Origin of the sequence: Klebsiella sp. SWET4 (assembly GCF_024296565.1) — a bacterium.
Classification (GTDB): Bacteria; Pseudomonadota; Gammaproteobacteria; order Enterobacterales; family Enterobacteriaceae; genus Klebsiella; species Klebsiella variicola.
Genome location: NZ_JANCOB010000016.1, coordinates 64,224 through 79,735, shown reverse-complemented (window position 1 = coordinate 79,735; position 15,512 = coordinate 64,224). Strand labels below are relative to the sequence as shown.

Annotated in this window: 13 protein-coding genes; 1 reads left to right on the top strand and 12 read right to left on the bottom strand. The window is 54.9% G+C overall.

What is annotated here, in order from left to right; all coding sequences use genetic code 11:
* Positions 1–89: 89 nt before the first annotated feature.
* The 5 genes from ubiB to udp all read right to left on the bottom strand — a co-directional run bounded on the left by ubiB (position 90) and on the right by udp (position 5,517).
* On the bottom strand, positions 90–1,730 hold the full coding sequence (gene ubiB / locus NKJ21_RS25115) for a ubiquinone biosynthesis regulatory protein kinase UbiB (protein ID WP_008807933.1): 1,641 nt from the start codon (positions 1,728–1,730) through the stop codon (positions 90–92).
* The gene (locus tag NKJ21_RS25110) at positions 1,727–2,332 is read right to left on the bottom strand and encodes an SCP2 domain-containing protein (RefSeq protein WP_012543221.1); all 606 of its coding nucleotides are present in this window, start codon (positions 2,330–2,332) and stop codon (positions 1,727–1,729) included. The genes ubiB and NKJ21_RS25110 overlap by 4 nt, the downstream gene beginning before the upstream one ends.
* Positions 2,333–2,345: 13 nt before the next feature.
* Positions 2,346–3,101: a bifunctional demethylmenaquinone methyltransferase/2-methoxy-6-polyprenyl-1,4-benzoquinol methylase UbiE gene (gene ubiE / locus NKJ21_RS25105; RefSeq protein ID WP_008807935.1), complete on the bottom strand. Its 756-nt coding sequence runs from the start codon at positions 3,099–3,101 to the stop codon at positions 2,346–2,348.
* Between the two features lie 70 nt (positions 3,102–3,171).
* The gene (gene rmuC, locus NKJ21_RS25100; protein ID WP_109910463.1) at positions 3,172–4,620 is read right to left on the bottom strand and encodes a DNA recombination protein RmuC; all 1,449 of its coding nucleotides are present in this window, start codon (positions 4,618–4,620) and stop codon (positions 3,172–3,174) included.
* 135 nt (positions 4,621–4,755) lie between these two features.
* Positions 4,756–5,517, bottom strand: coding sequence for a uridine phosphorylase (gene udp, locus NKJ21_RS25095; RefSeq protein WP_002883419.1), 762 nt, complete (start codon positions 5,515–5,517; stop codon positions 4,756–4,758).
* A gap of 272 nt (positions 5,518–5,789) precedes the next feature.
* Between udp and NKJ21_RS25090 the strand changes: the two genes are divergently transcribed.
* Positions 5,790–6,602, top strand: a complete 813-nt coding sequence (locus tag NKJ21_RS25090; RefSeq protein ID WP_012543223.1) for a dienelactone hydrolase family protein — start codon at positions 5,790–5,792, stop codon at positions 6,600–6,602.
* 35 nt (positions 6,603–6,637) lie between these two features.
* Here the strand turns inward: NKJ21_RS25090 and NKJ21_RS25085 are convergent, their stop codons facing one another.
* From NKJ21_RS25085 to metE, 7 genes are all read right to left on the bottom strand, one after another.
* A complete protein-coding gene (locus NKJ21_RS25085) occupies positions 6,638–7,930 on the bottom strand; it encodes an anaerobic sulfatase maturase (RefSeq protein WP_012543224.1) in 1,293 nt (430 codons plus the stop codon).
* Positions 7,931–8,278 (bottom strand): DUF202 domain-containing protein, encoded by a 348-nt coding sequence (locus tag NKJ21_RS27905; protein ID WP_041165417.1) that lies wholly within the window; start codon positions 8,276–8,278, stop codon positions 7,931–7,933.
* On the bottom strand, positions 8,275–8,619 hold the full coding sequence (locus NKJ21_RS25080) for a YidH family protein (RefSeq protein ID WP_012543225.1): 345 nt from the start codon (positions 8,617–8,619) through the stop codon (positions 8,275–8,277). Before NKJ21_RS25080 ends, NKJ21_RS27905 begins: the two co-directional genes overlap by 4 nt.
* Positions 8,616–9,344, bottom strand: coding sequence for a GntR family transcriptional regulator (locus tag NKJ21_RS25075; protein ID WP_046881998.1), 729 nt, complete (start codon positions 9,342–9,344; stop codon positions 8,616–8,618). The genes NKJ21_RS25080 and NKJ21_RS25075 overlap by 4 nt, the downstream gene beginning before the upstream one ends.
* Before the next feature lie 43 nt (positions 9,345–9,387).
* A complete protein-coding gene (locus tag NKJ21_RS25070; protein WP_109910461.1) occupies positions 9,388–11,133 on the bottom strand; it encodes a sulfatase in 1,746 nt (581 codons plus the stop codon).
* A 13-nt stretch (positions 11,134–11,146) separates the two neighbouring features.
* Positions 11,147–12,562: a PTS transporter subunit EIIC gene (locus NKJ21_RS25065; protein ID WP_239270730.1), complete on the bottom strand. Its 1,416-nt coding sequence runs from the start codon at positions 12,560–12,562 to the stop codon at positions 11,147–11,149.
* A gap of 500 nt (positions 12,563–13,062) precedes the next feature.
* Positions 13,063–15,324, bottom strand: coding sequence for a 5-methyltetrahydropteroyltriglutamate--homocysteine S-methyltransferase (metE, locus tag NKJ21_RS25060; protein ID WP_012543230.1), 2,262 nt, complete (start codon positions 15,322–15,324; stop codon positions 13,063–13,065).
* Between the last annotated feature and the right edge of the window lie 188 nt (positions 15,325–15,512).

Genomic DNA, 15,512 nt, shown 5'->3' with positions numbered 1-15,512 from the left:
TTATACACGCCATCCTGCGAGCCGCCTCTTCGTCAGGCCGCCGGCATGATTTTGCGCAAATAAGCCTGCGTCATGAAGAGGCGAACCGATCAGTGGGTTTTCCGCCAGCCAATCAGCCAGGTCACCACACCGCCGGCCATCAACCAGCCGGGCATCATTCCCCACTCAGGGCGATGGATAAAGAGCAGCGTACCACTGAGCAATAAAACCGCGCCTATACCAAACAGATAACGGGATTGGCCCTGGCGCACATGACGCACATGCATATCCCGCACGATGGTATCGACGCTGGTCTGCAGCTGTTTGCTCTGCTGCAGGCTCTGATACACCAGCTCAGGTATTTCAGGCATTCTTTCGATCCAGAACGGCGCTTTGTCTTTAAACGCGCGCACCAGCGCCGGAATGCCGACCTGATCTTTGATCCACGACTCGAGGAAAGGCTTCGCCGTTTTCCACAAGTCTAACTGAGGATAGAGCTGCCGGCCTACCCCTTCTACGTAAAGTAATGTCTTCTGTAGTAAAACGAGCTGCGGCTGGACTTCCATATTGAAACGCCGCGCGGTATTGAACAGATTAAGCAGCACGTGGCCGAAGGAGATCTCCGCCAGCGGCTTCTCAAAGATCGGCTCGCAGACCGTGCGGATCGCGAACTCAAACTCTTCGACATTCGTATCGGGCGGTACCCAACCGGAATCGACGTGCAGCTCAGCCACCTTACGATAATCGCGGTTAAAGAAGGCGATAAAGTTTTCCGCCAGATAGCGCTTATCTTCTTTGTTCAGCGAGCCGACAATACCGCAGTCGATGCCGATATACTGCGGATCTTCCGGGTGCTCGTAGCTGACGAATATGTTGCCAGGGTGCATATCGGCATGAAAGAAGCTGTCGCGGAACACCTGGGTAAAGAAGACCTGCACGCCCCGCTCCGCCAGCAGCTGCATGTTGGTCCCCTGGGCCTCCAGCGCCTCCACGTCGGACACCGGGATACCGTAGATGCGCTCCATCACCATCATGCTTTCGCTGCAGTAGTCGGGGTACACCTCCGGCACGTACAGCATCGGACTATCTTCGAAATTACGCCGCAGCTGAATGGCGTTGGCGGATTCCCGCAACAGGTTCAGCTCGTCCAGCAGCGTTTTTTCATATTCGCGAACCACCTCCTGCGGGCGCAGACGGCGGCCGTCAGGCAGCAGACGCGGTACCCAGCGCGCCAGGCGGTAGATGAGCTTCATGTCCGCTTTAATGATCGGCAAAATATCCGGGCGGATAACCTTGATCACCACCTCTTTGCCATTCTCTTTCAGACGTGCGGTATGCACCTGGGCGATGGACGCCGAGGCTAACGGCTCTACGGAGAAATCATCAAACCAGGCTTCCACCGGCAGGCCCCCCATCGCTTTCTCTATCTGCTGCTGCGCGAGCTTTCCTTCAAAGGGCGCTACGCGGTCCTGCAACAGCGCCAGCTGATCGGCAATATGCGGCGGGAAGAGATCCCGGCGGGTGGAAAGCATCTGGCCAAATTTAATCCACACCGGCCCCAGCTCCTGAAGCGCCAGGCGCAGACGAGTGCCAAGGGGTTGGTCTTGATGACGATTTGGCATCCAGAACAGCATCCGCCGCCAGATACGCAGCGGCAGCGTGAGACGAATTTTGGGGATGAGCTCATCGAGCCCGTAGCTCAAAAAGGTGTGGATGATGAAATACAGGCGCCGTAATTCTCCTGGCGTCATTTGCCCTCCAGCGTTTCCAGCCGTTTTTCCAGTGCGGCCAGCGCGCGTTCAATAGCCGTCGTTTCTTCCGCAAACCATGCCAGCTCCAGCGGCCCCGGTGCCAGTCGCCACTCTTCAGTGATCGCTTCTGCGACATAGCGCTGCTGGCGCTGCGCGCCTTTCAGTAAAAACTGAGCGCCGCTGCGGAGGACTTTGCCAACGCCTTCAGCCACGATATCGCCAGTATAAGGCGCCAGCAGTTCAGCGGGATCGAACTCCGCCAGATCGCACAGGGAGACCATATTCTGCACCACCTGCAGATCGCCCTGCACTTCCAGATCTCCGCTACGGATAAGCGCCGTGAGCTGCTGACGATTACGCAGTTTGGGCAGCACGCTGAGCCGGGTAATCACAGTGCAGTCGGCCTCTCCCTCCCAGGCGCTCAGGACATCAACCTGGCGTTCGCTGAACGCCAGTACGATCGGGGTGGAGAAGTCCTGCAGTTGAACTCGCAATACCTTACCCAGCAGGCGCTGACGAGCGGGTTTTAGCGCCTTGTCACGCCAGAGAAAAGTATTCAGCGCCGTCTCAATGCTAGCGGTCACCAGGGGTGTGAAAGGCATAGCGTCCCTCCTGTCAGAACTTGTAACCGCGATGCAAGGCAACGATACCCGCCGTCAGGTTGTGGTAGTCGACACTTTCAAAACCTGCATCCTGCATCATCCCTTTCAGGGTTTCCTGATCCGGGTGCATACGGATAGATTCTGCCAGGTAGCGATAGCTGTCGCCGTCTTTTGCCACCAGTTCCCCCACCTTCGGCAGGATATGGAAGGAGTAAGCGTCGTAGGCTTTGCTGAGCGGTTCGATAATCGGTTTAGAAAACTCCAGCACCAGCAGACGTCCGCCCGGCTTCAGCACGCGGTACATCGAACGCAGCGCTTTTTCTTTATCGGTAACGTTACGCAGACCGAAAGAGATGGTGATGCAGTCAAAGGTGTTATCAGCAAACGGCAGGGCTTCCGCGTTGGCCTGAACATACTCAACGTTGCCCACGATGCCGATATTACGCAGCTTTTCGCGGCCCATTTTGAGCATGGAATCATTGATATCAGCAAGCATGACGCGGCCGGTTTCTCCTACCAGACGGGAGAACTTGGCTGTCAAATCGCCGGTCCCCCCCGCCAGATCCAGCACGGTCTGCCCGCGACGTACGCCGCTGCAGTCGATGGTGAAACGCTTCCACAAACGATGGATACCAAACGACATCAAGTCGTTCATCACATCATACTTTGCCGCGACAGAATGGAATACATGCGCCACCATGTCCTGTTTCTGCTCTTTAGCGACCGTCTGAAAGCCAAAGTGCGTCGTTTCTTGTGAATCCTCAACCATCTCTATGCCTGCTTGCTTTTCAAGAAAATGTTCACTGAGTGTATCAGATTCAGCGCATTTCCCATACGTCTCAACGTGGCGGAGCCGCCTCCCGATTATGTAACGCCTCGGCAGAGTCGGGTGAAAATGCGTCATTTTCCGGGAGGTTATCCTCGTCTTCAAGACGATATTCATCGTCCTGGGCAGTAGCTTGTTCGACTAAATCAGGATTTATCCCGCGCTTCACCTCCACCCCCAGGCCGCGAAAGGCTTCCGCCTGGGCCAGCAGGTTCCCGCGCCCGGAAGCGAGCTTTTTCATCGCCTGGCGATAGTTCTCTTGCGCCTTATCCAGACTCTGGCCGATGGCGGACATATCATCCACAAACAGGCGCATTTTGTCGTAAAGGCGCCCCGCCCGCTCGGCGATCTTCTGCGCGTTGCGGCTCTGATGCTCATAGCGCCACAGATTGGCGATAGTACGCAGGGCTACCAGCAGCGTCGTCGGGCTGACCAGCATGATATTATTTTGCAACGCCTCGCTGATGAGCTCGGGCTGACGGTCGATGGCCACCAGGAACGCCGGCTCGACGGGAATAAACATCAGCACGTAGTCGAGAGAGCGCAGCCCCGGCAGTTGTTGATAATCCTTGCGTCCCAGCAGGCGAATATGGTTTCGCACCGAGGCAAGATGTTCCTGCAGCGCGACTTCGCGGGTGTAGTCGTCTTCGGCGTTGAAATAGCGCTCATAGGCGACCAGGGTCATTTTGGCGTCGATCACCACGTCCTTGCCCTGCGGCAGGCGGACAATGACGTCCGGCTGCATCCGCGAGCGGTTGTCGGTCTCGATACTGACCTGGGTCTGGTACTCATAGCCTTCGCGCAGGCCGGAGGCCTCCAGCACGCGGGTTAAGACCACTTCCCCCCAGTTGCCCTGGGTTTTGTTATCACCTTTCAGCGCTTTCGTCAGGTTCAGTGCCTCCTGCGCCATCTGCGCGTTCAGCTGCTGAAGATTGCGGATCTCATGCGCCAGGGTATGCCTTTCCCGCGCCTCCTGGCCAAAGCTCTCCTGCACCTGGCGGCGGAATCCGTCGAGCTGTTCGCGCAGCGGGGTCAGCAGACCATGCAGACTCTGGCGGTTTTGCTCATCGACGCGCCGGTTGCTGTGTTCGAAAATGCGGTTGGCGAGGTTTTCAAACTGCTCGCTCAGACGCTGCTCGCTGTTAACCATCTGACGGATCTTATCTTCCGCATGCAGCTGGGTGGATTCGAGCCGGGTGGTGACCTCACGCAGATCGGCCTCCAGCGAGGTATTGATATCCCGCAGACTGCGCAGCTCATTGTTCAGCAGCTCACACTCCTCACGCCAGTGGGCCTCCTGCACCAGCTGCTGACGGGCGGCGCTCAGATCAATATCCAGCTCTCGCCGCTCCTCAATGAGATCGGCCCGGATTTGGTCGGCGCGCGCTTTGGTTGCCAGCCAGCCGACCATTAACCCGGCAGCCAGTGCGATAACCGCGCTGATAATGATTGAGAGATCCACGACGCCCCCTGCGATAACCTGATGGCACAAAATAGAATTGTGCTGTACAAACGTCCAGTTTAAAAGGGATTTCCTGCGAGGAGCAACGCAAAAAAGAAAGGCCGGAGGATCCGGCCTGACAGAGAAGGGGTTGAATTACAGCAGACGACGCGCCGCTTCCACGACGATTTTAACCGCGTGGCTTTCGGTTTGCTTCATGGTTTCGGCGTTAGGGATCTCTTGCTGGGTACGGTTCACAATAACCCCGGCGACCATCCCGGCACGCAGGCCCTGGCTGGCGCACATGGTCAGCAGCGTGGCGGATTCCATTTCATAGTTCATTACGCCCATTGCCTGCCACTCTTCCATTGAGCCCTTGAAGCGGCTCACCACGCGGCCGGAGAAGGTGTCGTAACGCTCCTGGCCTGGGTAGAAGGTATCCGAAGAGGCGGTCACGCCGATATGGGTGGTGGCACCAATAGATTTCGCCGCTTCCACCAGCGCGGTGGTGCAGGCGAAGTCTGCGACGGCCGGGAACTCCATCGGCGCGAAGTGCAGGCTGGCGCCGTCCAGGCGAACGGAAGCGGTCGTAACCAGCACATCGCCAACGTTAATGTGCGGTTGAATCGCGCCGGTGGTGCCGATACGCAGGAAGGTACGCACGCCCAGCTGCGCCAGCTCTTCCACGGCGATAGAAGTCGACGGGCCGCCGATGCCGGTAGAGCAGACGATCACCGGCTTGCCGTCCAGCTCCGCGCGCCAGGAGGTAAATTCGCGGTGGGATGCCAGCTTGACCGGCTTATCCATCAGCGCGGCGATCTTTTCCACACGCTCCGGATCGCCAGGGACGATAGCCAGCGTAGCCCCTTGTAAATCGTTCTTGGTGAGGCCGAGATGAAAAACATCAGACTTGGACATAAAAAACTCCTCTGTGGGTCGAATTATCAGCAGAAGCAAAACGGTACTGTACAGAAGCCCCTGGCAACATTTTGTGATGATAGTCACCAAGACCAATGATGATTGCAGTTTTTTTTCATTAAATAGTGATACACATCACATTAACAAGTTATATTCATCGTCACAGAACAAAAGATAGCCGCTTTCAGGCACTGTGCTTTATTACCGCCCGAACTAAAGGTAAAGGGTCTATAGTTATTGATGCGCTAATAAATAAGGGTACGGAGAATACCATGACCACCACCAAGCAACCTGGATTCGCACCTGCAGCTTCACCACACGCCGCCACCGCCGTTCATACGCCGGAAGAGCATATTATCGCCGGAGAGACGTCTATTCCCTCTCAGGGTGAAAACATGCCGGCCTACCACGCCCGCCCGAAAAATGCCGACGGTCCGCTGCCGATCGTTATCGTGGTACAGGAAATTTTCGGCGTGCATGAACATATTCGCGATCTTTGTCGCCGCCTGGCGCAGGAAGGCTATCTGGCTATTGCGCCTGAATTGTACTTCCGTCAGGGCGATCCGAATGAGTACCACGATATCCCGACCCTGTTCAAAGAGCTGGTTACCAAGGTGCCGGACGCGCAGGTGCTGGCGGATCTCGACCATGTCGCCAGCTGGGCGGCGCGCCACGGCGGCGATGCCCATCGTCTGCTAATCACCGGCTTCTGCTGGGGCGGACGCATTACCTGGCTGTATGCCGCGCATAACCCGCAACTGAAGGCAGGCGTGGCCTGGTACGGCAAGCTGGTGGGAGAAAAATCGCTGAATTCACCGAAGCATCCGGTAGATATCGCGGTCGATCTCAACGCCCCGGTGCTTGGTCTGTACGGCGCTAAAGACGCCAGTATTCCACAGGACACCATCGAGACCATGCGTCAGGCGCTGCGGGCGGCCAACGCCACAGCGGAAATCGTGGTCTATCCCGAAGCCGATCATGCCTTTAACGCCGACTATCGCGCCAGCTATCATGAAGAGTCAGCCAAAGACGGCTGGCAGCGAATGCTCGCGTGGTTTGCTCAGTATGGCGGTAAAAAAGGATAATCCATAAACGCCGTCATACCGACGGCGTTTTCTTCTTACCCACCGCAGCACTTTTTATATTTTTTACCGCTACCGCAGGGGCATGGTTCGTTTCGAGAAGGCGTCTTCGACGGCTTACGCTCCTCGTCAGCAAGCCATGGCATTATTGCCGCCAGCGGATACCCTGCTTCCAGCAACTGCTGACAGACATTCATATACGGCGTGATGTGCTGGAAAAAGTGTTTATAACCGGCACACAGATAGTTGTGCCCTGGATGGCCGCTCGGCGAAACCGCAAAACGATGTTTGGGACAGCCGCCGTGGCAAACAAAGCGAAACTCGCAGCTGCGGCACTCCGCCGTTAGCGTCTCCCTTTTCGCCTGACCAAAGGCTATCGCCTGCGCGCTGTTATTGAGCGTCTTAATGTCCGAATGATGAATGTTACCCAGCTTATGCTCGGGATAAACATAGTGGTCGCAGTTGTAGAGATCGCCATTCGACTCCAGGGCAAAAGCGTGGCCGCACGTTGGCGAATGGACGCACAAAACCGGGGGCTGGCCCATCCACGCCGCCAGGGCGACCTCAAACATCTGCACAATAACGCGCTCGACATCGCGCCGGATCCAGATATCGAATATCTGATTCAGGAAATCGCCAAACTGCCATGATGGCACGGTCCAGGAAGCAAGCCTGGCGGCGCTTTCTCCCGGCATAACCAGCTGCAGGAGTGATGATTCGTCGCTACTGACGCGTTCAACCAGGGGGATAAACTGAATATGACGTGAACCCGTGGCAAGCAAGAAATCATAGACTTCCCGCGGGTGCCCCACATTATGTTTACCCACTACGGTCAACGTATTGAACTCAACGCGATGCTTTTTGAGAAGTGCAATCGCCGCCATCACTTTATCGTGAGTGCCTTTAGCGGCACGATTAACACGGTACTGATTATGGAGATGTGCTGGCCCATCAATGGAGATGCCAACCAGAAAATGCGCCTCGGCAAAGAAACGTGCCCACTCTTCATCAACGAGCATACCGTTGGTTTGCAGAGCGTGTTCTATCTTCTTGCCCCTGGCATATTGGTTACTTAGTGCAACCACCCGGCGGAAAAAGGGCAATCCCATCATAGTCGGTTCGCCCCCCTGCCAGGCGAAGGTCACCGTCTCTCCCATCTGGGCCTCAATATGCTGGCGAATGTAACACTCCAGTGTCTCATCCGACATCCGCCAGTTTTTGTTTCGTTCCGGATACAGCGCTTCTTTTTCCAGATAAAAACAGTAGGTACAATCGATATTACACACCGAACCCGTCGGTTTCGCCATCACCTGGCAACCCGCTAATTCCATCTAAACGACTCCTTCCCTTAACAGGCTCAAGACCGCGGATAGCACCAACGAAATAGCTTCTAAGCCGAGTACGACACTCAACAAGCGTTTTATCATGACGGAAGCAAACGTCGTTAATGCTGTGTTTCCGCCAACCTGACGCTGCTGATTTCGCACGACGATCGCCAGTATAACGGTTAGCCCGAGAGCGATACCGGCAATCCCCCCGGAAACCAGGTCGCCGCGGGCGAAACCTATACGCGTCGAGGCTAATGCCAGAACAAAAACCGAAAACAGAGTCCGCTGCCAGGCAAGCGCGGTACGCTCCGGTTGCAGGCCGGGATCACGTGTGCGGAGAGACAACGTCATAGCAGAAGCATCACTCCCAATGTCATCATCATCACCGCCGCTAAACCTGCACTTAACCAAATCAATAGACGAGGGTAGGTCAGCGCCGCGTCATCGCGCATTGCGCGTTCATTCACGGACCAGCGCAGATAGGCATACCACGCGAGAATCGCTGCCGTGATGCCCAACGCGCACACCAGTAATTCCTTAGCCATTGAGGGCGCCAGATTTTCCGCGAGCTGATCGATGCCTATGGCGGCAGCCATAAAGGCCAGCGCGGTACGAATCCATGCCAGAAACGTACGTTCATTCGCGAGAGAGAAACGATAGTCGGGATCCTTTCCCTGTGTCAGCCAGCTCATCGGCTATTCTCGACAACGTATTGATAGCAATGCGCGATATGTTTCGCGATGCTGAATTCCACCAGTTCTCCACGATCGTTATAGCCCTTACGAGTTTTCACCAGTAGCGGCTCATGAGAATCAATATGCAAGATGCAGCAATCGTCTTTCGTGGGCATCTCGGCGGTAATAACATCCTGGAAACTTTCAATATTTTCATTATTACTTTCCAGCATGCTGTAAAGACCACTCTTCAGCGCATCGAGCGTAAGATTTTGCAGACGCGTCGTTAGCCAGATGTAGTTCACTTGCGCAGGCTGCTCGTTTTGTCGGTAGATGGTGCGGGTTAACAACCACAGCGGTGTCTTATCATCATTAAGTTCAAACGCCTGAGCAACTCCCCCTGGCGGCACAAGTTGCTCCAGCTTGAGATTGTTACGTTCAATGGGATGCTGCTGTTGCCCATCAACCAGCCGTATCCGGGCCTTCACCTCCTGCTTCTCTGAAGTGCTGATCACCATGGTGCCAATGCCGGCCTGTCGTTTTACCAACCCTTTGGCGGCCAGCTCGGCGAGCGCACGACGGGCAGTGATACGGCTGACGCCAAAGATCTCTTCAAACTCAGCCTCTGTGGGCAGCACATCGTTCTTTTTGTATTCTCCGGCTTTCAGTTTTCCCAGCAAAATATCGTGCAACTGAGCATAGAGCGGTTTGGCTCCTGGCGAATAATCCAGTTCTTCTTTCATTGTTCCCCTACTCCTTTTCCCCGGCCTGAGCCGGGGATCCTGCTTAATCAAGCCTCATTTCTAACGCCATTTTATAGTACACGCTTTGATGCTGCTCCTGCGGAACCTCGTTCTGGACGAAGGCCCACAAATTTTCTGTCGTCCAGCCAGGCTGACTGATTGACTGCAGTCGCGTCATCAGCTCGTTCTGACCACTGCCCTCCAGATGTTGCAACAGCGCAAAGAGACCGTAGCGGATGACTGGCGTGAAGCCTGCCAGTTCAGGCAATAGATGGGGATCCAACCCTAACAATGGCCCTCCAGCATCCTCCAGGCCATAACGTGGGTACAGCTCCGATGGCGCGTCGCTCTGCGCCATCATCGCTTTCATGCTGCTGCAGAGACGTTCTGCTGCGGCAGTATCACGGCTTTGCGTTTGCTGCAACGGATCGTCGTGCAAGTCGTACAGACGATGACCAAATCGATCTGCCCCGCGCGTCATTACAGACTCCGCAGGGATCTTCAGTACCTGGCATCCCTTGGTAAAACCGAATGGGGGATGCAGCGTCATGCCCTGAAATTCGCTCGGCGTAAAGCGTCGATTAATACGGGTAGGCATCAAGGTATATTCGTACAAACCGCTCACACCTTGAGTGACTGGCGCGCGCATATAGACATAGCGGCCATCAGTAATATTGATATGGCAGCCATGATAGCCAAACAGCGCGTAATTGCGGACCGGCGTGTCATCACGAAGCACCGGTAGTAAAGACATTCCTTGCATATCTTTTGGTTTGGGCAGCCCAAAGCTATCAAGTAACGTCGCCGGAATATCAATCGTTTGGGCCAGCGCCTGCCGTGACTCGCCCGCGCAGCCATGCTGTGGATGCCAGATAAAACAGGGGGTATTGGCCACTTCGTTATACAACGGCATGATGTTTTTTCCCCACCATTCATGCTCGCCGAGCAGGAAACCATGATCCGTATTGACGATGAGCATCGTGTCCTGCCACAGATCGTATCGGTCCATATAGTCCAGCACTTTACCCACATAGGCATCCACCATCGTGAGTAGCGCCATATAATATTTCTGAATGACGCTTTTCCGCTCCGGGCTTTCCGTCACGAAATAATAAGGTGGCCAACCGTCAAACTGCGAGGGATCCTCAATACCGTACATCCGCAGATATTTTTCCGGTACAAAAAAGGGTTCGTGAGGATCAAAACACTCTACCTGCAGGAACCAGTTATCGCTGGCATGGTTGGTATCAATAAACTCCAGACCTTTATTGATTGTCCGCGCCAGATGGTGATCCTCCTCATTCTGCATAAACTGTACGTTAATCTGATGCTGGACCCGGCTGGTGATACGGCGCTGCTTGATCTCCTCCGGTTCCCCTGACACGTAGCGATATTCAGGTTTATCAACGACACCTTTCCAGGCATCCCCTTCCTGTCCGCGAATAAACTCATAGGTACTGTAGCGAGAGTGGTAGGTTGCCCCGCCATCCCGCCAGTAGTGTTTGTGATCGGTCACCAGGTGGGTATGAATCCCGTTCTTCTTCAGTATTTCAGGCATTGAGTCATCAAACGGCTCCAGCGGCGACCATCCCCGATGGAGAAAGTTGTAGCGCCCGGTATGTAATTCTCTTCGCGCGGGCATACAGGGCATACTGCCAACATAAAAATTATCAAAGCGTACCGTACGCTCTTTTAAACGCTGGAAATTCGGCGTGATGGCGCGATCGCTTCCATAAGCTGACAACAGACGTTTGTTAAGCGAATCAAACATCAACATAATTGCTTTCATACATTATTCCTTTTCACACCATTTCTTTATCGTAACCGCGGACTTTGCCAACGACATAAGTCAACGCAAAAGCCGCTGCGCAACCAACCAGCCATGCGAGGATGTACTGAAGATATTTCCCGTCAGCAATCAACGGGAGTGCTGACAGCCCCGCCGCGCCGACCCCGTTTGTGGATACGCCAAGCAGCACCACCATCACGCCGCCAAAACCTGCGCCAATAGAACCGGTGATAAACGCAAAGCCTGCAGGAATATTGACGCCAAAAATAGTCGGTTCGCCAACCGCCAGAATAGAGGTTGGAATCGCCCCCCTGGCAATTTTCTTCATCACCGGATCGCGCGTCAGCAAGAGCACCGCCGTCGCCGCGCCGACCATCCCGGCATTAGACATAATTTGAATAGCAAACAGGGGAGCATGACCAGTGGCATTAATCATCTCGAGATGGATCGGGAAGAGGCCATGATGCAAACCTAACGAAATCAGGAAGGGGAACAAAGCCGAAAGCACGAAGCCGGCGACGATACCGCCATGCTCCAGTAACCCGTTCAGGCCGCTTAATATCCCATTAGAAACGACGCCGGCTGCCGGCATGATGACAAAAAGCAGGGCTGCCGCCATGATCAACAAAACGAGCGTTGGCGTGACGACCACATCGACAATATCAGGAACAACTCGTCGTACTTGTTTCTCCAGCAGGCACATTAACCAGACGGCAAAGATCACGCCAATAAGACCACCCTGTCCGGGAATCAGCCCGAGCGTCGTTACCTGCGGCATGATGGTGATGGCGCCCAGCAGGCCACCCAGAATCAGGTTACCTTCAAACTCTCGTGCCGACGTTACCCCCGCATAGATGGCTAAAAAGCCAAATAGCGCTTTCGAGACGATATCAAGAAACTGGCTTAGACCCAAAAGATGGCGCTGATCGAGTACCACCTGAGTCGGGGAAAGATCGCCCACTGAAGCAACATGATGGGTTAACGCCCAGGACGCTGCCGAGTTGAATATCACATTGTTCAGTCCCATTAAAATCCCGGCTGCAATCAGCGCGGGCAGAATGGGAACAAAAATATTGGCGATATGTTTGAGTATGACTTTAGTCCGGGTCTGTTTTTTGGCTTTTTCACGTGCTGTTTTCGCTTTTTGCTCAACGGCGCTTAATGCCTCTCCACTGTCTGGCTGACCCTTTAAACGAGCATTAATAACCCCAGCCACTTTTGTCGATTTCCCCGGACCAACGATCACCTGCAGGGTATCGTCTTCGACAACGCCTAATACCCCCTCGATCGCTTTCAAGGCAGTCATATCCACCAGGGATGTATCGGCGATGGTCATTCTTACCCGGGTCATACAGTTGGTGACATGAATAAAATTAGCGAGCCCGCCACAGTGCTTAACAATGGCGTCCCCCACCATGTTGTAGTTCATACAGAGGTTCCTTTTCTTTGCTATCTCCATTTGTTATAACAATATAATATTATACTTTTTGTGAGTAACCTCAAAAATAAAAACATAACGAAGGCGTATTGGATTTTGGAAAAAAGGTGCCCCGTGAATATTTGAGCAAGAGCCGTCGCCTCCTGCCCACCAGACGTGCGGGTGGTACCGTTAATGTCTGTCTTTAATCAGGGGAAATATTATTGAGAGTGAGAAAAACGATGCGGGAATAAGACAATAACTTTCTCATTGCGAGAAAAGATATCAACCATCTGAAAAATAAGTAGTATTTATGTAATTTCGTCAGATAATTAAATGAAAATGCGCCAATTAAAAAAAGCGTGAACAATATTTTATAATTTCCAGCAAAATTGCGGCATTGCGCACCACTGACTCCCTGGTGGGCCATCATGTCTTCAGATCCTGCCCCATGCCGCACTCTGTGGAATAATCGAATAAACGCCAGCGGCACTGCTGGCGTTTTTATTAGCCTATGCCTGGCGCAGATTCTGCGCCGCTTGCACCATATTCGCCAGCGCGGCGCGGGTTTCCGGCCAGCCGCGAGTTTTCAGGCCGCAGTCCGGGTTAACCCACAGCCGCTCCGCCGGGATACGCTGCGCGGCTTTTGCCAGCAGCGCTTCTATCCACTCCACGCTCGGCACGTTCGGCGAGTGAATATCATATACCCCCGGCCCGATCTCATTGGGATACTCGAACGCTTCGAACGACTCCAGCAGCTCCATATCGGACCGCGAGGTTTCAATGGTGATCACGTCGGCATCCAGCGCGGCAATGGAGTCCATGATGTCGTTGAACTCGCAATAGCACATGTGGGTGTGGATCTGAGTGTCGTCTTTGGCGACCGCAGCATTAAGGCGGAAGGCTTCCACACCCCACTGCAGATAGGCATCCCAGTCGCTGCGCTTCAGCGGTAACCCTTCGCGCAACGCCGGCTCATCAATCTGGATGATGCCGATCCCCGCCGCCTCCAGATCCGCCACTTCATCACGCAGGGCCAGCGCAATCTGTTTCGCGATGGTTTCACGGCTGACATCTTCCCGCGGGAAGGACCAGCACAGAATGGTCACCGGTCCAGTAAGCATCCCTTTCACTGGCTTGTCGGTCAGCGACTGCGCGTACTTCGCCCAGTCGACGGTGATCGCCTGCGGACGGCTGACGTCGCCGATCACCACCGGCGGCTTCACGCAACGGGAACCATAGCTCTGCACCCAGCCGTTTTGCGTGAAGATAAAACCGTCCAGATGTTCACCGAAGTATTCCACCATGTCGTTCCGCTCGGCTTCTCCGTGCACCAGTACGTCTAAACCTAACCGCTCCTGCTCGACGATCGCCTGCTTAATATGTTCCGCAATCCCCGTCCGATAATGACTGGCGTCAAGGTTGCCCTTTTTGAAGTCCAGGCGCAGGCCGCGGATCTCAGTTGTTTGCGGGAATGACCCGATGGTGGTGGTCGGCCATTTCGGCAGGTTAAAGCGCTGGCGCTGTGCCTGCGCGCGAACCTCATAGGGGCTGGCACGCTGGCTGTCCTGAGCGGTGATCGCCGCCAGCCGTTTTTCCACTTCCGCGTTGTGCACGCGGGTCGAATGGCGACGGGCCTGGATTGGCGCGCTCCACTCGGTAATCGCCGCCGTATCGCCACTGTTCAGCGCATCGCGCAGCAGCGCCAGCTCGCCGCATTTCTGCAGCGCGAAGGCAAACCAGCTCTTCACTTCCGCATCAAGGCGCGTCTCCACGCTCAGATCGATCGGGCTATGCAGCAGAGAACAGGATGACGCGACCCAGAGGTCGCGTTTACCGACGAGGTCTTTAATTTGCGCATACTTTTCGGTGAGATCGGCGCGCCAGACGTTGCGCCCATTGATCAGACCCGCAGACAGCAGCCAGTCGGCCGGCAGGCGGTTGTGCAGCTCGGCAACATCATCTTTGCCGTGCACCAGATCGACGTGCAGCCCCTGGACCGGTAGCGCAGCAATGGTCGCGAGATTGTCACTAATGCCTTCAAAATAGGTGGTCAGCAGCAGTTTCACCTGGCCCTGCAGGGCGTCATAAGCCGGTTTAAAGGCCTCCAGCCACGCTGGCGGCAGCTCCAGCACCAGCGCCGGTTCATCAATCTGCACCCACTCGATGCCGCGCTTCGCCAGTTCGGCCAGCACCTGCTGGTAAACCGGCAGGATGTCATTCAGCAGGCTCAGACGGTCAAACGGTTCACCTTTCACTTTACCCAGCCACAGGTACGTTACCGGCCCCAGCAGCACGGGCTTGATCTTGTGGCCCAGCGCCAGCGCTTCGTCTACTTCATCCAGCAGTTGGGTCCAGGTCAGTTTGAACTGCTGGCCCTTCACGAACTCCGGCACCATGTAGTGATAGTTGGTGTTAAACCATTTGGTCATTTCCGCAGCGGCGGCCGGTTCGCCAGTCGGCGCACGGCCGCGGCCAATGCGGAACAGGGTATCGATATCGATGGATCCGTCTTTGTTCTGATGACGAGCCGGCACGTTGCCAAGCAGCAGGCTGGTAGTCAGAACATGGTCGTACCAGGCGAAATCCCCCACCGGCAGCAGATCAACGCCCGCCTGTTTCTGCTGCTCCCAGTGGCGGGCACGCAGCTCACGGCCTACTGTCAGCAGTTCCTCGCGAGTGGCGTTGCCCGCCCAGTAGCTCTCTTGCGCTTTTTTCAGCTCGCGGCGCAGGCCAACGCGAGGAAAACCGAGGGTGTGGTTAATAATTGTCATTTTTGTTCCTCTCTTATTTCATTGAATCTGAAGAAAAACTCTAAATAGTTCGGCTTGCAGGAAGGCGGCAACGATGCGCATCCCCAGGAGCTTACTGAAGTAAGTGACTGGGGTAAGCGAGGCAGCCAACGCATCTGCAAGTCGAAATATGACGAGTTTTAGACGTCCAGATGTTTACACATCCATAA